Source organism: Streptomyces cellostaticus, assembly GCF_001513965.1.
In the GTDB taxonomy this organism is placed as follows: Bacteria; Actinomycetota; Actinomycetes; order Streptomycetales; family Streptomycetaceae; genus Streptomyces; species Streptomyces cellostaticus.
On record NZ_KQ948016.1, the window covers coordinates 65519 to 90556 of the forward strand.

General features: G+C 72.8%; 21 protein-coding genes and 1 riboswitch. Of the genes, 15 read left to right on the plus strand and 6 right to left on the minus strand.

The genetic code is table 11. The annotated features are described in order from the left end of the window. Positions 1-27: 27 nt before the first annotated feature. The 8 genes from AQI88_RS03900 to cobI all read left to right on the plus strand — a co-directional run bounded on the left by AQI88_RS03900 (position 28) and on the right by cobI (position 11648). Entirely contained in the window at positions 28-255 is a 228-nt protein-coding gene (locus AQI88_RS03900; protein ID WP_066991896.1) for a hypothetical protein, read from the plus strand. A 361-nt stretch (positions 256-616) separates the two neighbouring features. Next, positions 617-758, plus strand: a riboswitch (cobalamin riboswitch). A 102-nt stretch (positions 759-860) separates the two neighbouring features. Then, positions 861-1805 (plus strand): cobalamin biosynthesis protein, encoded by a 945-nt coding sequence (locus tag AQI88_RS03905; RefSeq protein WP_066991898.1) that lies wholly within the window; start codon positions 861-863, stop codon positions 1803-1805. Next, positions 1802-3310: a cobyric acid synthase gene (locus AQI88_RS03910; protein WP_066991900.1), complete on the plus strand. Its 1509-nt coding sequence runs from the start codon at positions 1802-1804 to the stop codon at positions 3308-3310. The genes AQI88_RS03905 and AQI88_RS03910 overlap by 4 nt, the downstream gene beginning before the upstream one ends. Further along, positions 3307-6957 carry a cobaltochelatase subunit CobN gene (cobN, locus tag AQI88_RS03915; protein ID WP_107118457.1) on the plus strand — a complete coding sequence of 1217 codons (3651 nt, stop codon included), beginning with the start codon at positions 3307-3309 and terminating at the stop codon, positions 6955-6957. The genes AQI88_RS03910 and cobN overlap by 4 nt, the downstream gene beginning before the upstream one ends. Further along, positions 6954-8948 carry a putative cobaltochelatase gene (locus AQI88_RS03920; RefSeq protein ID WP_066991906.1) on the plus strand — a complete coding sequence of 665 codons (1995 nt, stop codon included), beginning with the start codon at positions 6954-6956 and terminating at the stop codon, positions 8946-8948. Before cobN ends, AQI88_RS03920 begins: the two co-directional genes overlap by 4 nt. Continuing rightward, positions 8948-9547, plus strand: coding sequence for a cob(I)yrinic acid a,c-diamide adenosyltransferase (gene cobO, locus AQI88_RS03925; protein ID WP_066991909.1), 600 nt, complete (start codon positions 8948-8950; stop codon positions 9545-9547). The genes AQI88_RS03920 and cobO overlap by 1 nt, the downstream gene beginning before the upstream one ends. Further along, the gene (locus AQI88_RS03930; protein WP_066991912.1) at positions 9541-10920 is read left to right on the plus strand and encodes a cobyrinic acid a,c-diamide synthase CobB; all 1380 of its coding nucleotides are present in this window, start codon (positions 9541-9543) and stop codon (positions 10918-10920) included. Before cobO ends, AQI88_RS03930 begins: the two co-directional genes overlap by 7 nt. Continuing rightward, positions 10917-11648, plus strand: a complete 732-nt coding sequence (cobI, locus tag AQI88_RS03935) for a precorrin-2 C(20)-methyltransferase (protein ID WP_107118483.1) — start codon at positions 10917-10919, stop codon at positions 11646-11648. Before AQI88_RS03930 ends, cobI begins: the two co-directional genes overlap by 4 nt. A 14-nt stretch (positions 11649-11662) precedes the next feature. Here cobI and AQI88_RS03940 read toward each other — a convergent pair whose 3' ends face one another. After that, entirely contained in the window at positions 11663-12394 is a 732-nt protein-coding gene (locus AQI88_RS03940; protein WP_066991917.1) for a ZIP family metal transporter, read from the minus strand. Between the two features lie 118 nt (positions 12395-12512). On the opposite strand from AQI88_RS03940, the gene cobM reads away from it, so the two are divergent. Genes cobM through cobC form a run of 6 tightly spaced genes read left to right on the plus strand, consistent with a single transcriptional unit; the run spans position 12513 to position 18815 of the window. Further along, complete coding sequence (cobM, locus tag AQI88_RS03945) at positions 12513-13331, plus strand: precorrin-4 C(11)-methyltransferase (protein ID WP_066991920.1); 819 nt, start codon at positions 12513-12515, stop codon at positions 13329-13331. Continuing rightward, positions 13328-14572 carry a bifunctional cobalt-precorrin-7 (C(5))-methyltransferase/cobalt-precorrin-6B (C(15))-methyltransferase gene (locus AQI88_RS03950; protein WP_066991923.1) on the plus strand — a complete coding sequence of 415 codons (1245 nt, stop codon included), beginning with the start codon at positions 13328-13330 and terminating at the stop codon, positions 14570-14572. Before cobM ends, AQI88_RS03950 begins: the two co-directional genes overlap by 4 nt. Further along, positions 14569-16260, plus strand: coding sequence for a precorrin-3B C(17)-methyltransferase (gene cobJ / locus AQI88_RS03955; protein ID WP_066991926.1), 1692 nt, complete (start codon positions 14569-14571; stop codon positions 16258-16260). Before AQI88_RS03950 ends, cobJ begins: the two co-directional genes overlap by 4 nt. Then, on the plus strand, positions 16257-16844 hold the full coding sequence (locus AQI88_RS03960; protein WP_066991929.1) for a precorrin-8X methylmutase: 588 nt from the start codon (positions 16257-16259) through the stop codon (positions 16842-16844). Before cobJ ends, AQI88_RS03960 begins: the two co-directional genes overlap by 4 nt. After that, the gene (locus AQI88_RS03965) at positions 16841-17770 is read left to right on the plus strand and encodes a sirohydrochlorin chelatase (protein ID WP_066991931.1); all 930 of its coding nucleotides are present in this window, start codon (positions 16841-16843) and stop codon (positions 17768-17770) included. Before AQI88_RS03960 ends, AQI88_RS03965 begins: the two co-directional genes overlap by 4 nt. After that, entirely contained in the window at positions 17760-18815 is a 1056-nt protein-coding gene (cobC, locus tag AQI88_RS03970) for an Rv2231c family histidinol phosphate aminotransferase CobC (RefSeq protein WP_066991934.1), read from the plus strand. Before AQI88_RS03965 ends, cobC begins: the two co-directional genes overlap by 11 nt. Positions 18816-18832: 17 nt before the next feature. Here cobC and AQI88_RS03975 read toward each other — a convergent pair whose 3' ends face one another. The 5 genes from AQI88_RS03975 to AQI88_RS03995 form a co-directional block, all read right to left on the minus strand. Continuing rightward, positions 18833-19735 (minus strand): SCO1860 family LAETG-anchored protein, encoded by a 903-nt coding sequence (locus AQI88_RS03975; RefSeq protein ID WP_066991937.1) that lies wholly within the window; start codon positions 19733-19735, stop codon positions 18833-18835. Between the two features lie 154 nt (positions 19736-19889). After that, positions 19890-20981, minus strand: coding sequence for an amidohydrolase family protein (locus AQI88_RS03980; RefSeq protein ID WP_079057383.1), 1092 nt, complete (start codon positions 20979-20981; stop codon positions 19890-19892). A gap of 123 nt (positions 20982-21104) precedes the next feature. Continuing rightward, a complete protein-coding gene (locus tag AQI88_RS03985) occupies positions 21105-21899 on the minus strand; it encodes an amino acid ABC transporter ATP-binding protein (RefSeq protein WP_066991943.1) in 795 nt (264 codons plus the stop codon). After that, positions 21896-22729: an amino acid ABC transporter permease gene (locus tag AQI88_RS03990; protein WP_066991946.1), complete on the minus strand. Its 834-nt coding sequence runs from the start codon at positions 22727-22729 to the stop codon at positions 21896-21898. Before AQI88_RS03990 ends, AQI88_RS03985 begins: the two co-directional genes overlap by 4 nt. Beyond that, complete coding sequence (locus tag AQI88_RS03995) at positions 22726-23571, minus strand: transporter substrate-binding domain-containing protein (protein WP_066991948.1); 846 nt, start codon at positions 23569-23571, stop codon at positions 22726-22728. Before AQI88_RS03995 ends, AQI88_RS03990 begins: the two co-directional genes overlap by 4 nt. Before the next feature lie 139 nt (positions 23572-23710). Between AQI88_RS03995 and AQI88_RS04000 the strand changes: the two genes are divergently transcribed. Continuing rightward, the gene (locus AQI88_RS04000; protein WP_066991950.1) at positions 23711-24811 is read left to right on the plus strand and encodes a pyridoxal-phosphate-dependent aminotransferase family protein; all 1101 of its coding nucleotides are present in this window, start codon (positions 23711-23713) and stop codon (positions 24809-24811) included. Positions 24812-25038: the final 227 nt, after the last annotated feature.

Genomic DNA, 25038 nt, shown 5'->3' on the forward strand with positions numbered 1-25038 from the left:
CACCCGGTAACTGAAGGAATCATCCCCATGAAGATCGACTGGGCGGCTCTCGGCTCCGTCTTCGGCGTCAGCCTCGCGTTCACGGTGGGCCTGGTGGCCCTGTTCACCCTCGGCGTCAACGGCCTGTCGCGCCGCGAGAAGGCTGCCGCGCAGGGCGGGTCCGCGGGGCTCGCTGTGACCGGTGCGTACGTGTGCTTCGCGGCTTGTGCGGCCGCGGTGGCCTACGGGATCTATCTGATCGTGGCCAAGCCCTGACGGCCTGGACTTCGATGTCCGCATCCGCCCTGCCGGGCCGGCGTGTCAGCCGGAGCGGCAGGGCGGACGTGTGTCCGCGGCCCCGGCGCCGGTGACCTGACCGTCCTCGCTCCGCAACCGCGCGGTCGCCCGCGGAAGTTCGGCGTCAGGAGTGCCCTTCGCCATCCCGCGTCCGTTCCATCCCGTATGAGACGTACGCGCTCGTGCAGATCCTCCCGTTCCCGTGAGCACAAGGGGGATCCCCCGAATGCCGCCCGGGGGGAGGGGAATTCACCGCAACCCGGACGTCCGGCAGCGCCCGGCGGGCCGGCGATGTGGGCCTCAGCACAGTCCACCGTCCCAGGTCAAAGGCAAGTTGACGGCTCTTCCGGCTGCGTGGTGGACTGCCCAGGCCATGTACGGCGGCAGGAGAGGAAGCCGGTGCGAATCCGGCGCGGTCCCGCCACTGTCACCGGGGAAGAACACCCCGGGAGCCAGGAACTCTCACCGCCGGTCTCGTCGAACCAGGGCGCGGACACCCTGAGTGAGGACACATATCGCCATGCTCGGCTGCCGATCGAGGACCAGTACCAGGCCCGTCCCTGAGCCCACGGCCGGCTGAGCCGATGGGTGCCGATCGCTCGTACGCGTACGGCGCCGCCGCCGGCCTTCTCGGCGACCTGCTCCTCGGCGATCCGCGCCGCGGGCACCCGGTCGCCGCGTTCGGGCGGGCGGCCGCAGCCGTGGAACGCGTGCTGTGGCACGACCACCGCGGCTGGGGCGCGTTGCACACCGCCGTGTGCGCCGGCGGCGCCGTCGCCCTGGGGGTCGTGGCCGAACGGGCCGTACGCCGCTCCCCCGTCGCTTCCGTCGCGCTGGCCGGTGCCGCCACCTGGGCCGTCGTCGGGGGCACTTCGCTGGCCCGGGAGGCCCGGATCGTCGGGCGCGCCCTGGAGGCCGGTGACATGGCGGCCGCCCGCGAGCGGCTGCCGCATCTGTGCGGTCGGGATCCGCAGGCCCTCGACGCCGACGGGATCGCCCGCGCCGTGGTCGAGTCCGTCGCCGAGAACACCTCCGACGCCGTCGTGGGTGCGCTGGTGTGGGGTGCGGTGGGCGGGGTGCCGGGCCTGCTCGGGTTCCGGGCCGTCAACACCCTGGATGCGATGGTGGGACACAAGTCGGCCCGCTTCCGCCGCTACGGCTGGGCCTCCGCCCGCCTCGACGACCTCGCCGGCTGGCCCGGGGCGCGGCTGACCGCCGTACTCGCCGCCGCGGCCGGACCCGACCCCCGCGGCGCCCTGCGCGCCTGGCGGGCCGACGCACGCAAGCACCCGAGCCCCAACGCCGGGCCCGTCGAAGCCTCGTTCGCGGGCGCCCTCGGCGTGCGGCTGGGCGGGACGCTGTCCTACGGCGGGCGCGTCGAGCACCGGCCCGTCCTCAACGGGGACGCCGGGCGGGCCGTCCGGGTCACCGACATCGACCGGGCCGTACGGCTCTCGCGCCGCGTCGGCCTGCTCGCGCTCGGCGCCACGGTCGCCGCGCGCCGACTCGTGAAGGGACGTGGCAAGTGAACGGTGGTCTCCTCGTCGCCGGCACCACCTCCGACGCAGGCAAGAGCGTCGTGACGGCCGGGATCTGCCGGTGGCTGGTGCGCCAGGGCGTCAAGGTCGCGCCCTTCAAGGCGCAGAACATGTCCCTCAACTCGTTCGTGACGCGGGAGGGTGCCGAGATCGGGCGGGCGCAGGCCATGCAGGCCCAGGCCTGTCGCGTCGAGCCGACCGCGCTGATGAACCCCGTGCTGCTCAAGCCGGGCGGCGAACAGAGCAGCCAGGTGGTGCTGCTCGGCAAGCCGGTGGGCGAGCTGAGCGCACGCGGGTACCACGGGGGACGCCAGCAGCAGCTCCTCGGCACCGTCCTGGACTGCCTGGCCGAGTTGCGGGGCACGTATGACGCGGTGATCTGTGAGGGGGCCGGTTCGCCCGCGGAGATCAATCTGCGGCGCACCGACATCGTGAACATGGGGATCGCGCGGAACGCGCGGCTGCCCGTGCTGGTCGTCGGCGACATCGACCGGGGCGGGGTCTTCGCCTCCTTCTTCGGGACGGTCGCCCTGCTCTCGCCCGAGGACCAGGAGCTGGTCGCCGGGTTCCTGGTCAACAAGTTCCGCGGGGACGTCTCCCTCCTGGAGCCCGGACTCGACATGCTGCACGGGCTCACCGGACGGCACACGTACGGCGTGCTGCCCTTCCGGCACGGGCTCGGCATCGACGAGGAGGACGGCCTGAGGGTCTCCCTGCGCGGGACGGTACGCGAGTCGAACACCGCCCCGCCCGTCGGTGAGGACGTCCTGCGCGTCGCCGTCTGCGCGATCCCGCTCATGTCCAACTTCACGGACGTGGACGCACTGGCCGCCGAGCCGGGTGTCGTGGTGCGGTTCGTGGACCGGCCGGAGGAGCTGGCGGACGCCGACCTCGTGGTGATCCCGGGAACTCGGGGGACGGTCAGGGCTCTCGCGTGGCTGCGGGAGCGGGGCCTCGCGGACGCCCTCGTCAGAAGGGCCGCGGAAGGACGCCCGGTCCTCGGCATCTGCGGCGGCTTCCAGATCCTCGGCGAGCACATCGAGGACGAGGTCGAGTCGCGCGCCGGGCAGGTCCAGGGCCTCGGGGTGCTGCCGGTGCGGGTGCGGTTCGCCCGCGAGAAGATCCTCACCCGGCCCGCGGGCGAGGCCCTCGGCGAGCACGTCGAGGGGTACGAGATCCATCACGGGGTTGCCGAAGTCGCAGGCGGTGAAGCCTTCCTGGACGGCTGCCGGGTCGGCCAGGCCTGGGGCACCCACTGGCACGGCTCCCTGGAGTCGGACGGTTTCCGGCGGGCCTTCCTGCGCGAGGTGGCGGCCGCCGCGGGCCGCCGCTTCGTGCCGGCCCCCGACACCTCGTTCGCCGCGCTGCGCGAGGAGCAGCTCGACCGGCTCGGCGACCTGATCGAACAGCACGCGGACACGGACGCGCTCTGGCGGCTCATCGAGTCGGGCGCGCCGCAAGGACTGCCTTTCATTCCACCGGGAGCACCCGCATGAGCACAGTGTTGTTGTTGTCGACCGCCGACACCGATCTGCTGGCGGCCCGGGCCTCCGGCGCCGCGTACCGGATCGGCAACCCGACCCGGGTCGACGTGGCCGCGGAGCTGCCGGGGCTGATCGAGGGCGCGGACATCGCCGTCGTACGGCTGCTGGGCGGCAAGCGCGCCTGGGAGGACGGGCTGGCCGCACTGAGGGCGTCCGGGATCCCGACCGTGCTGCTGGGCGGCGAGGCCGTGCCGGACGCCGAGCTGATGGCCGAGTCGTCCGTTCCGGCGGGTGTCGTGGCGGAGGCGCTGAAGTACCTGGTCGAGGGCGGGCCCGAGAACCTGACCGAGCTGGCCCGGTTCCTCTCCGACACCGTGCTGCTGACCGGTGAGGGGTTCGAAGAACCGCGGAAGATGCCGGAGTACGGGGTGCACGGCTCGTACGACATCAGGGACGGACGTCCCACCGTCGGCGTGCTCTTCTACCGGGCCCACGAGCTGAGCGGCAACACCGCCTTCGTGGACACGCTGTGCGACGCGATCGAGGCGCACGGCGCCAACGCCCTGCCCGTGTACTGCGGTTCGCTGCGGGGCGCGGACGCCGCTCTGTACGAGATCCTCGGCCGGACCGACGCCCTGGTCGCCACCGTCCTCGCCGCCGGCGGCACGCACGCCTCGCAGGCCTCGGCGGGCGGCGACGAGGAGGCCTGGGACATCGGGGCACTCGCCGACCTCGACGTGCCCGTTCTGCAAGGCCTCTGCCTGACCTCCTCCAAGAGCGCCTGGGACGAGTCCGACGCCGCCCTCTCCCCCATGGACGCGGCGATGCAGGTCGCGATCCCCGAGTTCGACGGGCGTCTGATCACGGTGCCGTTCTCCTTCAAGGAGCAGGGCCCGGACGACGTGCCGGTGTACGTCGCCGACCCCGAGCGGGCCGGGCGCGTCGCCGGAATCGCCGTACGGCACGCGCGGCTGGGGCACAAGGCGAACGCCGACAAGAAGCTCGCGCTCGTCTTCACCGCGTACCCGACCAAGCACTCGCGCGTCGGCAACGCGGTCGGCCTGGACACGCCCGCGTCGGCGGTGCGCGTCCTGGACGCCCTCCGGGACGCCGGCTACGGCCTCACCGAATACCCCGACAACGGCGACGAGTTGATCCACCGGCTCATCGAGGCCGGCGGGCACGACGTCGAGTGGCTCACCGAGGACCAGCTGGCCGCCGCGCCCGCACGGGTGCCGCTGGCCGACTACCGGGCGTGGTTCGACAAGCTCGACCCCGAGCTGCGGGACGCCATGCTGGAGGCCTGGGGCGAGCCGCCGGGCAGCCTGTACGTGGACGGCGACGACATCGTCCTCGCCTCCCTCCAGTTCGGGAACGTCGTCGTGATGATCCAGCCGCCGCGCGGCTTCGGCGAGAACCCGATCGCGATCTACCACGACCCCGACATGCCGCCGTCCCACCACTACATGGCGGCGTACAGGTGGCTCGACAACAGCTTCGGCGCGGACGCCATCGTGCACATGGGCAAGCACGGCACGATGGAGTGGCTGCCCGGCAAGGGCCTCGGGCTGAGCGGGGGCTGTGCGCCGGACGCCGTCCTCGGCGACCTCCCCCTGATCTACCCGTTCATCGTCAACGACCCCGGCGAGGGCACCCAGGCCAAGCGGCGCGGGCATGCCACGGTGGTCGACCACCTCGTACCGCCGATGGCGCGTGCCGACACCTACGGCGACCTGGCCAAGCTGGAGCAGCTGCTGGACGAGTACGCGCTCGTCTCCGACCTGGACCCGACGAAGGCCCCGGCCGTGCGGGCGCAGATCTGGACCCTGGTCAAGGCAGCCGAGCTGCACCACGACCTGCATGTGGACGCGCAGCCGGACGACGACGACTTCGACGAGTTCGTCATGCACATCGACGGCTATCTGTGCGAGATCAAGGACGTCCAGATCCGGGACGGCCTGCACATCCTGGGCGGCGGGCCGGTCGCCGAGCCCCGCGTGAACCTGGTCCTCGCGGTGCTGCGGGCCTCACAGGTGTGGGGCGGGCAGGCGAACGCGCTGCCGGGGCTGCGGGCGTCGCTGGCCGCTCACTTCGGGCTGGTGGAGAAGGAACTGCTGGCCGAACCGGGCGCGCCGGTGAAGGTGCCGGTCGAGCTGACGGACCTGGCCGAGGGTCCGTCGCGCACGGCCGCCGACGCGATCGACCTGCTGGAGCAGCTGTGCCGGCGACTGGCCGAGGGGATGGAGGAGCGGGGCTGGGACGGTACGGCGGTCCCGGCGCTCGTGCGCGAGGCCATCGGCACCGAACTCCCGGACGCGGTGGCCGTGCTGGAGTTCGCCTGCACGGAGGTGGTACCGCGGCTGGCCCGCACGACCGACGAGATCGGGCACATCCTGCGGGCGCTGAACGGCGGTTACGTCCCGGCGGGCCCGTCGGGCTCTCCGACCCGGGGTCTGGTCAACGTCCTGCCGACCGGCCGGAACTTCTACTCCGTCGACCCCAAGGCGATTCCGTCCCGGCTGAGCTGGGAGGTCGGCCAGTCGCTCGCCGAGTCGCTGGTGCAGCGGTATCTGAGCGACACCGGTGAGTACCCGAAGTCCGTCGGGCTGACGGTCTGGGGCACGTCCGCGATGCGCACCCAGGGCGACGACATCGCCGAGATCCTGGCGCTGCTGGGCTGCCGTCCGGTCTGGGACGACGCCTCGCGCCGGGTGACGGGCTTCGAGGTGATCCCCCTGGCGGAGCTGGGCCGGCCGCGCATCGACGTCACGGTCCGCATCTCCGGCTTCTTCCGGGACGCGTTCCCGCACGTCGTCGGGCTGCTCGACGACGCGGTGCGGACGGTGGCCGAGCTGGACGAGCCGGGCGAGCGGAACTTCGTCAGGGCGCACGTCGACGAGGACACCGCCGGGCACGGTGACCGGCGGCGCGCGACGGCCCGTATCTTCGGCTCGAAGCCGGGGGCGTACGGCGCCGGTCTGCTGCCGCTGATCGACGCCCGCAACTGGCGCAGCGACGCGGACCTCGCCGAGGTGTACGCGGTGTGGGGCGGGTACGCGTACGGGCGCGGGCTCGACGGCCGGGCGGCGCGCGGGGACATGGAGACCGCGTTCCGGCGGATCGCCGTGGCGGCGAAGAACGTGGACACCCGCGAGCACGACCTGGTGGACGCCGACGACTACTTCCAGTACCACGGCGGCATGGTCGCCATGGTCCGGCACCTGACGGGCGCCAACCCCGAGGCGTACGTGGGTGACAGTGCCGTACCGGACCAGGTGAAGACCCGCACGCTCGGCGAGGAGACACACCGCGTCTTCCGCGCCCGCGTGGTCAACCCGCGCTGGATGGCGGCCATGCGCCGGCACGGCTACAAGGGCGCCTTCGAGATGGCGGCGACCGTGGACTACCTGTTCGGCTACGACGCCACGGCGGGCGTGGTCGACGACTGGATGTACGAGAAGCTCAGCGCGGAGTACGTCTTCGACCCGGAGAACCAGGACTTCATGAAGAAGTCCAACCCGTGGGCGCTGCGCGGGATCACCGAGCGGCTGCTGGAGGCGGCGGACCGCGGGCTGTGGGCGGAGCCGGACGCGGACACGCTGGAGCGGCTGCGCGCCACGTACCTGGAGCTGGAAGGCGACTTGGAGGGCGACCAGTGACCACCCCCTTTCCCTTTACGGCCGTCGTCGGCCAGGACGACCTGCGGCTCGCGCTGCTGCTGAACGCCGTGTCGCCGGCGGTCGGCGGTGTGCTGGTGCGCGGCGAGAAGGGCACCGCCAAGTCGACGGCCGTACGGGCCCTTTCGGCGCTGCTGCCGGAGGTGTCCGTGGTCCCCGGGTGCCGGTTCTCCTGTGCCCCGGCGGCGCCGGACCCGTCCTGCCCGGACGGCCCGCACGAGACCGGGGCCGGTACGTCGCGGCCCGCGCGGATGGTCGAACTCCCCGTCGGCGCCTCCGAGGACCGGCTGGTCGGCGCCCTCGACATCGAGCGGGCGCTCGCCGAGGGCGTGAAGGCGTTCGAGCCGGGGCTGCTGGCCGACGCGCACCGCGGGATCCTGTACGTGGACGAGGTCAACCTCCTCCACGACCACCTGGTCGACCTGCTGCTGGACGCGGCGGCGATGGGCGCGTCCTACGTCGAGCGCGAGGGTGTCTCGGTGCGGCACGCGGCCCGGTTCCTGCTCGTCGGCACCATGAACCCCGAAGAGGGCGAGCTGCGGCCGCAGTTGCTCGACCGGTTCGGGCTGACCGTGGAGGTCGCGGCTTCGCGGGAGCCGGACCAGCGGGTGGAGGTCGTACGGCGGCGGCTCGCCTACGACGACGACCCGGCCGGCTTCGCCGCACGGTGGGCCGAGGAGGAGGCGGCCGTACGGCACCGGATCGTCGCGGCAAGGGAGTTGCTGCCGCAGGTCCGGCTGGGCGACGCCGCTCTCCGGCAGATCGCCGCGACCTGTGCCGCCTTCGAGGTGGACGGTATGCGCGCCGACATCGTGATGGCGCGTACGGCGACCGCGCTGGCCGCGTGGGCCGGGCGGACGGACGTGCTCGCCGAGGACGTCCGGCAGGCCGCGCTGCTCGCGCTGCCGCACCGGCGGCGGCGGAATCCGTTCGACGCGCCGGGTCTTGACGAGGACAAACTGGACGAGACGCTGGAGCAGTTCTCCGCAGAGAGCGACGACGATCCGGACCCCGACGGGCCCGGTGGCGGCGGTGGCCGGCCGGCGCCCGACAGCGGTCCCGAGGGCGACGGCGGCACTGCCGCGCAGCCCGAGGCCGGTGACGGCGGTCAGCCGCAGGCCTCCGGTGCGCAGGAGCAGTCGGCCGTACGGGCCGCCGAGCCGTTTCGTACGAAGGTGCTGAGCGTGCCGGGCCTCGGTGAGGGTGCCGCCGGGCGGCGCTCGCGGGCGCGGACCGAGCACGGGCGCACGACCGGGGCCCGGCGCCCCCAGGGCACGCTGACCAAGCTGCATCTGGCGGCGACCGTGCAGGCCGCCGCCCCGCACCAGCGGGCGCGGGGGCGGTCCGGGCCGGGGCTGGTGCTGCGCCGGGACGATCTGCGGCAGGCGACGCGGGAGGGCCGCGAGGGCAATCTCGTTCTGTTCGTCGTGGACGCCTCCGGATCGATGGCGGCGCGGCAGCGGATGAGCGCCGTGAAGGGGGCCGTGGTGTCCCTGCTGCTGGATGCCTATCAGCGGCGGGACAAGGTGGGGCTCGTGACCTTCCGGGGCGCCGCGGCCGATGTCGCCCTGCCGCCGACCTCTTCCGTCGATGCCGCGGCCGCCCGGCTGGAGTCGCTGCCGACGGGCGGTCGTACCCCGCTCGCGGCCGGGCTGCTCAAGGCGCACGAGGTGCTGCGGGTGGAGCGGCTGCGGGATCCGGCGCGGCGGGCGCTGGTCGTGGTGGTGACGGACGGGCGGGCCACCGGTGGTCCGGAGCCGGTGGCGCTGGCGGGGCGGGCGGCGCGGCTGTTCGCGGCCGAGGGGGTCGCGTCCGTGGTCGTGGACTGCGAGTCGGGGCCGGTGCGGCTCGGGCTCGCCGGGCAGCTCGCGGGTGAGCTGGGGGGTACGGCGGTGACGCTGGACGAGTTGCGGGCGGATTCCATCGCCGGGCTGGTCAGGGACGTGCAGGGGACTTCGAGGAGGGCCGCGTAATGCCGCAGGGACAACCGAGTGTCGTACCGGACGACGGCCTGACGACGCGTCAGCGACGTAACCGGCCACTGGTCGTCGTGCACACCGGGATCGGCAAGGGCAAGTCGACGGCCGCCTTCGGTCTTGCGCTGCGCGCCTGGAACCAGGGGTGGCCGATCGGGGTGTTCCAGTTCGTCAAGTCGGCGAAGTGGAAGGTCGGCGAGGAGAACGCGCTGCGGGTGCTCGGCGCCTCCGGGCAGGGCGGGACCGTCGACTGGCACAAGATGGGCGAGGGCTGGTCCTGGGTCCAGCGCGATGCCCAGATGGACAACGAGGAGAAGGCCCGGGAGGGCTGGGAGCAGGTCAAGCGGGACCTGGCGGCCGAGACGTACCAGCTGTACGTGCTGGACGAGTTCGCGTACCCGATGCACTGGGGGTGGGTGGACACGGATGAGGTCGTGGAGGTGCTGCGGAACCGGCCCGGTACTCAGCATGTCGTGATCACCGGGCGGAACGCGCCGGAGAAGCTGGTGGACCTCGCGGATCTGGTGACCGACATGTCCAAGGTCAAGCACCCGATGGACGCCGGTCAGAAGGGTCAGAGGGGCATCGAGTGGTGACTTCTGTGCCCCGGTTGGTCATTGCCGCGCCCTCGTCCGGCAGCGGCAAGACCACCGTTGCCACGGGCTTGATGGCGGCGCTGGCCGGCCGGGGGCTCACCGTGTCCCCGCACAAGGTCGGGCCCGACTACATCGACCCCGGGTATCACGCGCTCGCCAGCGGGCGCGTGGGGCGCAACCTCGACGCGTACCTGTGCGGGCCGGAGCTGGTCGCTCCGCTGTTCCTGCACGGGGCGCGCGGCTGCGACATCGCCGTGGTCGAGGGCGTGATGGGGCTGTACGACGGGGCCGCGGGCGAGGGGGAACTCGCGTCCACGGCCCATGTCGCCAAGCTGTTGCGGGCGCCGGTGGTGCTGGTCGTGGACGCTTCGTCGCAGTCGAGGTCCGTGGCGGCGCTGGTGCACGGGTTCGCGTCCTGGGATCCGGAGGTGCGGATCGGGGGCGTGATCCTGAACAAGGTCGGGTCGGACCGGCACGAGGAGTTGTTGCGGGAGGCGTTGGATTCCTCCGGGGTGCCTGTGCTGGGTGTGTTGCGGCGGGCTGCCCAGGTGGATACGCCTTCTCGGCATCTGGGGTTGGTGCCGGTCGCCGAACGGCGCTCCGCCGCGGTCGACTCCGTCGGGGCCATGGCGGCGCAGGTGGCTCAGGGGTGTGACCTGGCCGCGTTGGAGGCACTTGCCCGTGCTGCCGGTGCCCTCCCAGGCGGCTCCGCCCCCTGGACCCCCGTCGTGCCCGCCCACGACCACCCGACGAGGTCGGCCGAGAAGCGAGCGCCGCGTGTTGCCATGGCCGGCGGTGAGGCCTTCACCTTCTCCTACGCCGAGCACACCGAGCTCCTCACCGCCGCCGGGGCCGAAGTCGTCACCTTCGATCCCCTCCGCGACGAGCAACTGCCCGACGGCACCGCAGGCCTGGTCATCGGTGGTGGCTTCCCCGAGGTGTACGCCGCCGAGCTGTCGGCCAACGAACCCCTCCGTAAGGCCATCGCCGAACTGGCACTGAGCGGCGCCCCCGTCGCCGCCGAATGTGCCGGGCTGCTCTATCTCTGCCGGGAGCTGGACGGGCGGCCCATGTGCGGGGTGCTGGACGCCACCGCGCGGATGACGGAACGGCTCACCCTCGGCTACCGGGACGCGGTGGCCGTCGGAGACAGTGTGCTGGCCGTCGCGGGGACGCGGATGCGCGGGCACGAGTTCCATCGCACGGTCGTCGAGCCCGGCGCCGGTGCGGCTCCCGCCTGGGGTGTACGGACCCCGGTGCGGCGGGTCGAAGGTTTTGTACAGCAGGGTGTGCACGCGAGTTATCTGCACACGCACTGGGCGTCCGAGCCCGGTGTGGCCCGTCGGTTCGTGGAGAGGTGCCGGACGTCATGAGCAGCAGGCTGATCGGAGTCGGGGTCGGTCCGGGTGACCCGGAGCTGGTGACCGTCAAGGGGGTCAACGCGCTGCGCGCGGCCGACGTCGTCGTCGTACCCGTGATGGACACCGGGGAGCGGGGGCGGGCGGAGGCGACCGTGCTGCACTACGTGCCCGAGGAGAAGGTCGTCCGGGTGGTGTTCGCGCTGAACGAGCGGACCGACCGGGCGCGCCGGGAGGCCGCCTGGGACGCGGCGGGCGAGCGGGTCGCCGGGCTGCTGCGCACGCACGGGTCCGTCGCCTTCGCCACCATCGGGGATCCGAACGTGTACTCGACGTTCACGTATCTCGCGCAGACGATCGTGGAGCTGGTGCCGGGTGCCGTGGTGGAGACCGTGCCCGGGATCACCGCCATGCAGGACCTGGCGGCGCGGTCCGGGGCCGTGCTGACCGAGGGGACCGAGCCGCTGACGCTGGTGCCGGTGACGGCCGGTTCCGCCGTGCTGAAGGAGGCGCTGGCCGGGCCGGGGACCGTCGTGGCGTACAAGTTCGGGCGGCAGGCCGCCGAGGTCGCCGAGGCGCTGCGGGAGACCGGGCGGATCGGGAACGCCGTGTGGGGGTCGGCGCTCGGGCTGCCGGAGGAGTCGGTGCGGCCGGCCGCCGAGCTGGACGGGGAGCCGCTGCCGTACCTCTCGACGCTGATCGCGCCGCCGCGGCGCGACGGCGGGCGGGGCGGGAAGCTGTGAGGCGGCCGGTGCGGTCAGCCGCCGGAGATGCCGACCACCAGCCAGATGAAGGCCGCGCCCGCCACTGTGCAGAGAAGGGTGGAGCGGGCGGGGTGTTCGTGGTGGGCCTCGGGGAGGATCTCGGCGGCGGCGAGGTAGAGCAGTACACCGCCGAAGAGGCCGAGATAGCCGCCGAGCACCGGTTCCGGGATGTGGAAGAAGGCGGTCGACAGGGCGCCCACGAGGGGGGCGCAGGCGTCGGCCACGAGCATGCGTATCGCGCGACGGCGCTCGTTGCCGTACAGGCTCGTGATCGTGAAGGTGTTGAAGCCGTCGGCGAAGTCGTGCGCGATCACGGCGAGTGCGACGGAGGTGCCCATGCCGCCGCCCACCTGGAAGGCCGCGCCGATCGCCACGCCGTCCATGGCGCTGTGGCCGACCATCGCGGCGGCCGCCGTCAGGCCCACCTCGGGCGCGCGGTGGTTGTGCTCGTCACCGCCGTGGGCCGCCTGGCGCGCGGCCAGCGTGCGCTCCACCAGATGGGCCAGCAGGAAGCCGGCCACGAACAGCAGCAGGGCCGCGGGTACGCCGAAGATCTCGCGGTCGGCCGCGTGCAGCGCCTCCGGCAGCAGATCCAGTCCGACCACGCCCAGCATCAGGCCGCCGGCCAGTCCCAGGACGAGATGGCGACGGTCGGTCACGCGCTGTGCCGTCCAGCCGCCGGCCAGCGTCATCAGGAACGCGCCGAGCGCGACAAAGACCGCCATAGGCCCTTGCTATCCGATGGAGGGGCCTTCGCGCACATCCGGCGCGGTCCGCACTGCCCCAGACCCTGACATTCCACCCGCTTCTGACCTGCGTTTCCGTACGAGAGGACCCCTTCCCATGGCCGATGCCCCCACCGGCAAGGTGACGTTCGTCGGTGCCGGCCCCGGCGCCGCCGATCTGCTGACGTTCCGCGCCGCGCGCGCGATCGCGGAGGCCGATGTGGTGATCTGGGCCGCGAGCCTGGTCCAGGCGGAGGTCCTGGAGCACGCGCGCGTGGACGCGGAGATCCTGGACTCGGCGACCATGTCCCTGGAGGACGTCGTGGCCGTGTACCGGCGGGCCGGGGCCGAGGGCCTGAGGGTCGCGCGGATCCACTCCGGCGACCCGGCACTGTGGGGCGGCACGCAGGAGCAGGTGGACCGGTGCGCCGAGATCGGGATCGAGACCGAGATCGTGCCCGGCGTCTCCTCCTTCTCCGCCGTCGCCGCGCTCGCGCAGCGCGAGCTGACCATCCCGGAGGTCGCCCAGTCCGTGATCCTGACCCGGCTGGGCGGCGGCAAGACGCCGATGCCGCCCGGCGAGGAGGTGCGCGAGTTCGCCCGGCACGGCACCACCATGGCGCTCTTCCTGTCGGCGGCGCGCAGCGGCCAGCTGGTGCGGGAGCTGCTGGAGGGCGGCTACCCGACGGACACCCCGGTGGTCGTCGCCTACCAGGCGACCTGGCCGGAGGAGCTGGTCGTGAAGTGCACGATCGGCACGCTGGAGGAGACGGTCAAGGAGCACAAGCTCTGGAAGCACACGCTCTTCCTGGTCGGCCCGGCGCTGGACGCCCACGGGACGCGTTCGCACCTGTACCACCCCGGTCACTTCCACGGGTACCGCAAGGCCGATCCCCAGGCGCGGCGGGCGCTGCGCGAACGGGGTGCGAACAGTTGATCACGGTCGTCGGTACGGGTACGTCGACGGAGGCGCCGCCGGTTCCCGGGGACGTCCTCGCCGGTGCCGCTCTGGTCGTCGGCGGGCGGCGCCATCTGGACGCCGTACGGCTGCCCGAGGGCGCGGAGCGGATCGTGCTCGGGCCGCTGGCGCCCGCCCTGGACGCGATCGGGGAGTACGTCGGCAAGGAGCTGCCGGTGGTCGTGCTGGCCTCCGGGGATCCCGGGTTCTTCGGGATCGTGCGGGCGCTGGCCGAGCGGTTCGGGGCCGGGAGGCTGGACGTGCGGCCCGGGGTGTCCTCCGTGGCCACCGCGTTCGCGCGGCTCGGGCTGCCCTGGGACGACGCGGTGGTGGTGAGTGCGCACGGGCGTGACCTGCGTACGGCTGTCACCGTGTGCCGGGCGCACCCGAAGGTGGCCGTGCTGACCGGACCGGGGGCCGGGCCCGCCGAGCTGGGGGCCGCGCTCGGCGACGACCGTGTCCTGGTGGTGGCGAGCGCGCTCGGCGATCCGGAGCGCGAGCGTGTGGAGCGGGTGACGCCCGCCGAGGCCGCGGCCCGGGACTGGGGTACGGCGGTGAGCGTGGTGCTGTGCCTGGACGAGACACGGGCGCTCGGTGCCGTGCGCACGGTCGCCGGGGTGCCCGCGCGGCCGGACCGGTGGGCGCTGGACGAGAGCGAGTTCGCGCACCGGGACTCGATGATCACCAAGTTCGAGGTGCGGGCCCTGGCGCTCGCCCGGCTCGGGCCGCGCCTGGGCGACCTGGTGTGGGACGTCGGCGCGGGTTCGGGTTCGGTGGCCGTGGAGTGCGCGCGGCTCGGCGCGGCCGTGGTCGCCGTCGAGAAGACCGGCGACGGAGTCGAGCGGATCCGCGCCAACGCGCGGGCGCACGGTGTCGACGTGGACGTGGTGCACGGCGCGGCACCGGCCGCGCTGTCCGGCCTCGGTGACGATCCCGACGCCGTGTTCGTCGGTGGCGGGGGGCGCGAGCTGCCCACCATCGTCACGGCGTGTGCGCGGCGGGCGCGGCGGACCGTCGTGGTCGCCATGGCCGCCCTGGACCGGGTACCGGCGGCGCGCGAGGCGCTGACGGGTGCCGGGTTCACCTGTGACGGGGTGCTGTTGCAGTCGTCGCGGCTGGCGCCGCTGCCGGGGGACGTGACCCGGCTGGCGGCGACCAATCCCGTTTTCCTGCTGTGGGGCATCAGGACCCCGGCGTCTAGTGAAGGAGTTGCCCAGTGATCGGCCTCATTTCCGCCACCGCGGCGGGGACGGCGGCGCGCGACCGGCTGGCCGCGGCCTGGCCGGACCGTACGCGGGTGTACGACGGCCTGGTCGGCGAGGCCGTCCGGGCCGCGTTCGCCGAGTGCGAGCAGCTGGTGTGCTTCCTGGCCACGGGCGCGACGGTACGGCTGCTCGCGCCGCTGCTCGGCGACAAGGCGGCGGACCCGGGCGTGGTGTGCGTGGACGAGGGCGGCCGGTTCGCGGTGTCGCTGGTCGGCGGGCACGGCGGCGGCGCCAACGAACTCGCCCGCGAGGTGGGCGCGTTGCTGGGGGCCGAGCCGGTGGTGACGACCGCGACGGACGCCGTGGGGCTGCCGGGTCTGGACACCCTCGGGTTCCCCTACGAGGGGTCGGTCGCCGTGGTGTCGCGGGCCCTGCTCGACGGCGAACCCGTCGCGCTGGAGGCCGAGGTGCCGTGGCCGCTGCCGCCGCTGCCGACCGCGCCGCAGGGGTCGTACACGATCCGGCTCACCGACCGGGCCGTGGCAGCGGGCGAGCGGGAGGTGCTGCTCAGGCCGCCGTCCCTGGTGGTCGGCGTCGGCGCCTCCAAGGGCGCGCCGGCCGAGGAGGTGCTCGGGCTGGTCGAGGAGGCGCTGCGGGAGGCGGGCCTCTCGCCGAAGGCGGTGGCCGAACTCGCCACCGTGGACGCCAAGTCCGAGGAGCCCGGCATCGTCGCCGCCGCCGAGCGGCTGGGGGTGCCCCTGGTGACGTACCCGGCCGAGGAGCTGGCGGCCGTGGCGGTGCCCAACCCGTCGGACGCGCCGCTCGCGGCCGTCGGCACCCCGTCCGTCGCCGAGGCGGCCGCACTCGTGCGCGGCGGTGAACTCCTCGTGCCCAAGCGGAAGTCGGCGGCCCGGCCGGCGATGGCGACCTGTGCCGTCGTACGGCGTCCGGGGCGCGGGCGGCTCGCGGTGGTCGGGCTCGGCCCGGGTGCCCGGGACCTGCTCACCCCGCGCGCGACGGCCGAGTTGCGCCGTGCCTCCGTGCTGGTCGGGCTCGACCAGTACGTGGACCAGATCCGCGATCTGCTGCGGCCCGGCACCCGGGTGCTGGAGTCGGGGCTCGGCGCGGAGGAGGAGCGGGCCCGTACGGCAGTCGCCGAGGCCCGCAAGGGGCATGCGGTGGCGCTGATCGGCAGCGGGGACGCGGGCGTGTACGCCATGGCCTCCCCCGCGCTCGCCGAGGCGTCCGACGACATCGACGTGGTCGGTGTGCCGGGCGTGACGGCCGCGCTGGCCGCGGGGGCGATCCTGGGCGCGCCGCTGGGCCACGACCATGTGTCGATCAGCCTGTCCGACCTGCACACGCCGTGGGAGGTCATCGAGCGGCGGGTGCGGGCTGCGGCCGAGGCGGACATCGTGGTCACCTTCTACAACCCGCGTTCCCGGGGCCGCGACTGGCAGCTGCCCAAGGCGCTGGCGATCCTCGCCGGGCACCGGGAGCCGGCGACGCCCGTCGGTGTCGTACGCAACGCCTCGCGGCCGGACGAGTCGAGCCGGCTGACGACGCTGGCCGCGCTCGACCCGGCGACGGTCGACATGATGACGGTCGTGACCGTGGGCAACACGGCGACCCGGGACATCGCGGGGCGCATGGTGACCCCGCGCGGCTACCGCTGGCAGGCATCGCAGGAGGGCGTCCAGTGAACCGTGTGGTCCACCCCATCGAGCAGGAGTCCTTCCGGCGGCTGCGCGCCCGGCTGGACACCTCGCACTTCCCGCCGCTGACCCGGGCGGTGGTGGAACGGGTCATCCACTCCGCCGCCGACCTGGAGTACGCGAGTGACCTCGTCACGGACGAGGGCGACCTGGTCAAGGCGCATGCCGCGCTGCACGCCGGGGCACCCGTCGTCGTGGACGTGGAGATGGTCGCGGCCGGCATCACCCGGCGAAAGACCGTGTGCCGGCTGAAGGACGCCGAGGCCGGGCCGGGGCTGACCCGTTCGGCGCACGCGATCCGGCTCGCGTACGAGGAGGTCGGGCCCGGCGCCCTGTGGGTGATCGGCTGTGCGCCGACCGCCCTGGAGGAGCTGCTGACCCTGGACGCCTCGCCCGCGCTCGTCATCGGCCTGCCCGTCGGCTTCGTCGGCGCGGCCGAGTCCAAGGAAGCGTTGCGGGCGAGCGGGCTGCCCGCCGTGAGCAACGTGTCCGAGAAGGGCGGTTCGGCGGTCGCCGCCGCCGCGCTCAACGCCCTGCTGTACCACCCGATTTCCACCGAGGAGAAACCGTGACCACCCCGCCGCCCGCCCTGCTCATCGCCGGCCATGGGACCCGGGACGAGGCCGGAGCCGAGGCGTTCCGCGACTTCGTACGGGAGCTGGGCCGCCGCCACCCCGATCTGCCCGTCGCGGGCGGTTTCATCGAGCTGTCCCCGCCGCCGCTGGGCGAGGCCGTCACCGACCTGGTCGAGCGCGGCGTACGGCGGTTCGCGGCCGTGCCGCTGATGCTGGTGTCCGCCGGACACGCCAAGGGGGACATCCCGGCCGCGCTGACCCGCGAGAAGGAGCGGCACCCGGGTATCTCGTACACCTACGGCCGCCCGCTCGGCCCGCACCCGTCGCTGCTGAACGTGCTGGAGCGGCGGCTGGACGAGGCCCTCGGGGGCACGGCCCGTACACCCGAGGACCGGGCCGACGTGACCGTGCTGCTGGTGGGCCGGGGCTCCACCGACCCGGACGCCAACGCCGAGGTGTACAAGGCGGCGCGGCTGCTGTGGGAGGGGCGCGGGTACGCCGGGGTGGAGACGGCGTTCGTGTCGCTGGCGGCGCCGGACGTGCCGAGCGGGCTCGACCGGTGCGTGCGGCTGGGGGCGCGGCGGATCGTGGTCCTCCCCTACTTCCTGTTCACCGGGATCCTGCCGGACCGGGTGCGGCAGCAGACGGAGGGCTGGGCGGCCGCGCATCCGGAGGTCGAGGTGCGCTCGGCGGACGTCATCGGGCCGGAGCCGGAGCTGCTGGACCTGGTGATGGAGCGGTACGCGGAGGCCGTCAAGGGCGATCTGCGGATGAACTGCGACTCCTGCGTGTACCGGATCGCGCTGCCGGGCTTCGAGGACAAGGTGGGGCTGCCGCAGCAGCCGCACTTCCACCCGGACGACGACGGCCACCACCACGGGCACCATCACCACGGGGGGCACTCGCACAGCCATGCGCACTGAGCACACCGGGGACGATCTGCGCCATCACGGGGACGCCGAGGTCCGTGACGACGGGGCCGACCTGGTCGACCTCGCGGTCAACGTCCGCGCGGACACGCCTCCGGCCTGGCTGCGGGAGGAGATCGCCGGGTCCCTGTCGTCCCTCGCGGCCTACCCGGACGGGCGGGCCGCGCGGGCGGCGGTGGCGGCGCGGCACGGGCTGCCCGTGGAGCGGGTGCTGCTGACGGCGGGCGCGGCGGAGGCGTTCGTGCTGCTGGCGCGGGCGCTGAAGGTGCGGCAGCCGGTGGTCGTGCATCCGCAGTTCACCGAGCCGGAGGCGGCGCTGCGGGATGCGGGGCACACCGTGCACCGGGTGCTGCTGCGGGAGGCGGACGGCTTCCGGCTGGATCCCGGAGACGTCCCGGAGGACGCCGATCTGGTGGTGGTCGGGAATCCGACGAATCCGACGTCGGTCCTGCACCCGGCCGCCACGATCGCCGAACTCGCCCGTCCGGGGCGGACGTTGGTGGTGGACGAGGCGTTCATGGACGCGGTGCCGGGTGAGCGGGAGGCGTTGGCCGGGCGGACCGATGTGCCCGGTCTCGTCGTGCTGCGCAGTCTGACCAAGACCTGGGGGCTGGCCGGGCTGCGTATCGGCTATGTGCTGGCCGCGCCGGAGACGGTCGCCGAGCTGGAGCGGGCTCAGCCGCTGTGGCCGGTGTCGACGCCGGCGCTGGCCGCGGCGCGGGCGTGTGTGGCGCCGCGGGCGCTGGCGGAGGCGGCCCACGCGGCACACCGGATCGCGGCGGACCGGGCCCACCTGGTGGCGGGGCTGGCTGCGTTCGCCGACCGGGGTGTGCGGGTGGTTTCGCCTGCGGAGGGACCGTTCGTACTGGTCCGTATGCCCGGGGCGGCGGTCGTACGGCACCGGCTGCGCGAGCTGGGCTACGCCGTGCGGCGGGGGGACACCTTCCCCGGGCTGGACGGCGACTGGATACGTATGGCCGTACGGGACAGGGCCACGGTGAACGGATTCCTGGTGGGGCTGGAGCGAGCGCTGGGCTGACCCCACCAGGGTTTCCCTCAGCTCTTGCGGCGCCGCGCCACCGTCACCGCTCCGCCGCCCGCCAGCACCAACGCCAGCGCCCCGCCCGCGATGTACGGCGTCGCCGAGCTGCCGCCCGTCTCCGCGAGATCGGTACGGGCGCCCTGGGGCTTCACGTCGGATGCCGGGTCGTGGCTCGGTACCGGGTGCCCGGTGGGCGGGTACATCGGTGACTCGCAGGTGGCCTTGGCCAGAGTAATCGTTCCTTCCACGTCGGCCACGTTGAGCTTCAACGGGTTGACGGAGACCTTGAGTTCGAGGGCCGTGGCGGCTGCCGTGCGGGACGTGGTGCTGCGCCGGGAGAGGTCGAGGCGGACCTCTCCGACGCCGGGTACCTTCACCTCGGTGGGGCCGCCGGCGGTGAGCGTGACGCGTTTGCCGAGGACCGTGACGGCGCCGAGGACGTTCGCGGCGGCGACGGGCCGCTTCCCCGCGGCGCAGGTCGCCTTCGCGGTGACCGTGCCGACCTCCACGAGGGAGAGCAGGGGCAGGCCCGGGACGTGCAGGCTGGCGTGGGCGACGCGGACCGAGCCCTCGGCGAGTCTGTCGTTCACCGTGGCTCCGGCCGACGCGACCTGCGCGCCGAGGACCGTGAACGGCCTGCCGCCGTCCACGCCGTCGAGCCGGGCGGTGAGCGCGGTCTTCTCGGCGCTCTCGGGCGCCTGGACCTCGTTGAGGGAGACCGCGAGCGGGACGTTCACGGTCTTGTTGAGCAGGGACACGTCGAGTCCGGTGCGGAGCACGACGGCGGAGGCGCGACCGTGGTCGGTGGTCGCGTGCGCGGCGCCCGCGCCCAGGACCGCGGGACCTGCGGCCAGGGCGGTGACCGTCGCGACCGTGGCGAGACGGCGTGCGGGCATGCGGAAGTTGTTGCTGTTCAAGGCGGTGGGACCCCCAGACGGAACATGCTTGGGACCCGTCAACCTTGTACGCACTGTGGGTGAACGGTCAGCGATCCTGCGTTACTTCACTCCATCGTGGAGATTCCGTACGGGTTTTCGGATCGCTGGGCACACCCGTTCCTCCGTGCCACCCCTACTCCACCACCTGCCCGTTCAGCACCACCCGGCGCGGCGCCGCCAGCACCCGTACGTCCGCCCGCGGATCGGACTCGTACACCACCAGATCGGCCGGTGCGCCCTCCTCCAGTCCGGGGCGGCCCAGCCAGGCCCGGGCGCCCCAGCTCGTCGCCGACAGCGCCTGGATCGGCGGGATGCCCGCGGTGACGAGTTCGGCGACCTCGGCCGCCACCAGGCCGTGGGCCAGTGAGCCGCCCGCGTCCGTGCCGACGTACACCGGGATGCCGGCGTCGTAGGCGCCGCGCACGGTGTCGTAGCGCCGCTCGTGGAGCCGGCGCATATGTGCCGACCAGCGCGGGTACCTGGTCTCGCCGCCGGCCGCCAGCTGCGGGAAGGTGGCGATGTTGACGAGGGTGGGGACGATGGCGACGCCCCGCGAGGCGAACAGGGGGATCAGGTCCTCCGTCAGCCCCGTGGCGTGCTCGATGCAGTCGATGCCCGACTCGACCAGGTCGCCGAGGGAACTCTCGGCGAAGCAGTGCGCGGTGACGCGGGCGCCGAGGCGGTGGGCCTCGGCGATGGCCGCCCGGACCGCCTCGCGCGGCCAGCACGCGGACAGGTCGCCGAGGTCGCGGTCGATCCAGTCGCCGACCAACTTGACCCAGCCGTCGCCGCGCCGGGCCTCCTGGGCGACGTACGCGACGAGCTCGTCCGGTTCGATCTCGTGGGCGTAGCCCCGCATGTAGCGGCGGGTGCGGGCGATGTGCCGGCCGGCCCGGATGATCTTCGGGAGGTCGTCGCGGTCGTCGACCCAGCGGGTGTCGGAGGGCGAGCCCGCGTCGCGGATCAGCAGGGTCCCGGTCTCCCGGTCGGCCAGCGCCTGCTTCTCGGCGGTGTCCGCATCGACCGGGCCCTGCGCGCCCAGGCCCACATGGCAGTGCGCGTCGACCAGGCCGGGCAGGGCCCAGCCCTCCACGGTCCGGACGTCACGGACGCCGGCGGGGCGGTCGTAGGAGACGCGGCCCCCGACCACCCACAGCTCGTCACGGACGTCCTCGGGCCCCGCCAGGACCCGGCCCTTCACGTGCAGCACCGCTCGATCGCTCATGTACGGCACCTTAATGAGCCGGCAATCGGTCCTGTCAGTGAGCTAGGGCCTGTCGTTTGGATCATGCCGGGCTCGCGGGGTCTGGCACCGCGCCCTGATCCGGCCTGATCCAAACGAAAGACCCTAGGCCTCGGTCTTGCCCACCTGGTCCGAGGTCTCCTCCTCCACCTCGGCCATCGCCGGGTCGAGCAGGCGGGACAGGAAGTGGCGGGTGCGCTCGTGCCGGGGGCTGCCGATGACCTGGCCGGGGCTGCCCTCCTCGACGATCACGCCGCCGTCCATGAAGACGACCCGGTCGGCGACCTCGCGGGCGAAGGTCATCTCGTGGGTGACGACCATCATCGTCATGCCCTCGGTGGCGAGCATGCGCATGACGGCGAGGACGTCGCCCACCAGTTCCGGGTCGAGCGCCGAGGTCGGCTCGTCGAAGAGCATGACCTCCGGGCCCATGGCGAGCGCGCGGGCGATGGCCACGCGCTGCTGCTGGCCGCCGGAGAGGGAGGACGGGTAGGCGTCGGCCTTCTCGGACAGGCCGACCCGGGCGAGGTTCTCGGCGGCGACCTCGGCGGCGGTCGCCTTGTCCCGCCTGAGGACCCTGCGCTGCGGGAGCGTGAGGTTCTCGGTGACGTTCAGGTGCGGGAACAGGTTGAACTGCTGGAAGACCATGCCGATACGGCGGCGTACGGCGTCGATGTCGACGTCGGGGTCGGTCACCTCGGTGCCGCCGACGAAGACCTGGCCCTTGGTGGGCTCCTCCAGCAGGTTGACGCAGCGCAGCAGCGTCGACTTGCCGGAGCCGGAGGGGCCGATGACGCAGACGACCTCGCCCTGGCCGATCTCCAGGTCGATGCCGCGCAGGACGTCGTTGTCACCGAAGGACTTGTGCAGGTCGCGTACCTGGATCTCCGGGCGGCTCACCGGATCGCCTCCTGGGACTTGGACTCCATGCGGCGCACGACGAGGCTGAGCGGGATCGTGACCAGCAGGTAGCACAGGCCCGCGACCAGGATCGGCGTGGAGTTGGCGGTCGTACTGGCCAGGTCGCGGCCGTACTTGGACAGTTCGCGCTCCTCCAGGGTGACGCCGAGGAAGAGCACCAGCGAGGAGTCCTTGAAGAGCAGGACGAGTTCGTTGGTCAACGGCGGCAGGATGATCCGGAAGGCCTGCGGAATGATGATCGAGACCATGGCCCGGGCGGGCGAGAAGCCCAGCGAACGGGCCGCCTCCAGCTGCCCCTTGGGCACGGCCTGGATGCCCGCGCGGATCGTCTCCGCCATGTACGCGGCCGAGACCAGGCCGAGCGCGATGGCGACCTTGCCGTAGGTGCCGCCGGGGATCTCCGTGCCGGGGAAGGCCAGGGGTACGGCGACCCCGACGAAGATGAAGATCAGCAGGGCGGGCAGGCCGCGGAAGATCTCGATGTAGACGCTCGCGACCCAGCGGTAGGGCCCCACCGAGGACAGTCGCATCAGGGCGATGACCATGCCGAGGACGAGCCCGACGACGAAGCCGGACAGCGTGTAGAGCACGGTGTTCTTCAGCGCCAGCGTGATGACGTCCGGGAACATCTGCCGGGCGATGTCGGCCTGCGCGAACTGGTTCTGCAGCCGGCCCCAGTCCGCCGTGACCGCGAAGGCGATCACGGCGGCGGCGAAGACGGCGTACTGCACGCCCCGGGACAGGCTGCGCTTCTGACGCCGGGTCAGTCCCTTTTTCTTCGGCTGGAGTTGTACGTCGGTATCGGTCATGAGGCGGCGGGAGAGGCGACGGAGGCGCTGTACGGGCCGATCCACTGCTCGTAGAGCTTCTTGTAGGTGCCGTCGGCCTTGGCGGCCTTGATGGCCTTGTTGACGGCCTCGCGCAGGGCGGTGTTGCCCTTCTTCACCGTGAAGCCGTACTGCTCGCCGGTCTTCAGGTTGTCGACGACCTTGAAGGCGTCCGCGTTGGCCTTGTCCTTCAGCCAGCCCTGGACCACCGGGTAGTCGATGACGACCGCCTGGACCTGTCCGGTGCGCAGACCGTTGAGGACCGCGTCGGAGGATTCGAAGGAGATCGGGTCGAAGCCCTTGCCCTTGACGTAGTCCTCGCCGGTGGTCTGCGCCTGGGCGCCGAGCTTCTTGCCCTTGGCCTTGACGTCCGCGAGGGAGGTGATGCCGCTCTTCTTGTCGACGAGGACGGCCTGGGTGGCCTCGAAGTACGGGTCGGAGAAGTCGACGTTCTTCTTGCGCTCGGCGGTGATGGTCATGCCGGCGGCGGCCAGGTCGCACTGGCCGGAGTTGAGGAACGCGCCGGTCTTGAAGTTCTCGAACGGCGTGTCGAGGATCTGCTGCTTGACGCCCAGGTCCTTGGCGACGAGATCGATGAGGGAGACGTCGAAGCCCTGCACCTTGCCGTTGATCTCCGACTGGAACGGCGGGTACGGCAGGTGGGTGCAGGTGGTCAGCTGACCGGCCTTGACGAGGTGGACCCCCTTGACGGTGGTCTTGCCGCTCCCCCCGTTGTCCGAGGAGCAGCCGGCCACGAGCGCGAGCCCGGCCGTCACGGTGATGGCTGCCAGAGCGCGGGTCCGGCGTCCGAGGAGCGTTTTCATGGGGGGATCTCCCTGTGAGGGAACTATGGGTTCCGATTATAAGGAAGAGTTTGAGTCTCTCAAATCAAACCGATGGTTACGGAGCCGTTGGACCTAAGATCGGTGGAGTCGACCCCCGCGAACGAAGAGAGAGCCCGCCGTGACCCACCCCTTCCTCGACCTGCCCCCGCTGAGCGCCGAGCGCTTCGCCGCCATCGAGGACCGGGTGGCCCGGCTGCTGGACACCCGGCAGGACGTGGTGATCACGCAGGGCGAGGCGCTGCTGCCGCTGGAGGGCGCGATCCGCGCGGCGGCCGGTCCGGGCACGACCGCGCTGAACGTGATCACGGGCCCGTACGGGCAGACCTTCGGCGACTGGCTGCGGGACTGCGGCGCGACGGTGTACGACCTGTCCGTCCCGTTCCACACGGCGGTCACCCCCGCCCAGATCCGGGAGGCCTTCGCCGAGCACCCGGAGATCGACTTCGTCTCGCTCGTCCATGCGGAGGCGGCGACCGGCAACACCAACCCGGTCGCGGAGATCGGCGAGGCGGTGCGGGAGCACGGCGCGCTGTTCTACCTGGACGCGGTCGCCTCCGTGGGGGCGGAGCCGGTGCTGCCGGACGCATGGGGTGTGGACCTGTGTGTGATCGGGGCCCAGAAGGCGATGGGCGGCCCGGCGGGCGTGTCGGCGATCTCGGTGAGCGAGCGGGCGTGGTCCCGTATGGCGGCCAACCCGAACGCCCCGCGCCGCTCCTACCTCTCCCTCCTCGACTGGAAGGAGCGCTGGATCGACGGCGGCCGCAAGGCCCTGCTGCACGCTCCGGCCCAGCTGGAGATGCTGGCGCTGGAGGCGTGCCTGGAGCGGATCGAGGCGGCGGGCGCGCAGACGGTGATGGCCCGGCACGCGTCGGCCGCTGCGGCCACCCGGGCGGGCGCGGCGGTCCTGGGCGGGGGCCTGGAGCCTTACGTCCACGAGGCGAGGGACGCGGCGCCGGTCGCGACGACGCTGCGGGTCCCCTCCGGGGTGGTGGCGTCGGAGCTGGTGGCCCGGGCCCTGGCGGGCGACCCCGCGCTCCCGCTGGCCGCCGGCGGCGGCGCGCTGGCCAAGGAGATGATCCGCGTCAATCACTACGGCCCGGACGCGGCGCCGGGTGCCGTGCACAGCTCCCTGTCGGCCCTGGGGGTGGCCCTCGCCGAGCGGGGGCTGACGGTGGACCTGGCCGGAGCCCGCCGCGCGGCGGACGCAGCCTGGCGGTGACCACGGACTGAAATCTGAATTCAAATGGGCTTCACAATTCCCGCTAATTCACCCGACGATAGCTTCCCGTATTCTTCTGCCCGCTTTTTGCGAGGCTAAACAGGGAGTTTTTCATACGGGCTTCTAGCGGGTTTCCATGCTGTGACACACTCCACAATGGGGTGTTTTTGTCCCCTTTCATGGTGGGGTAATCCGGGCATTTCGCCAGCCCGCTCCCCACCATTCCG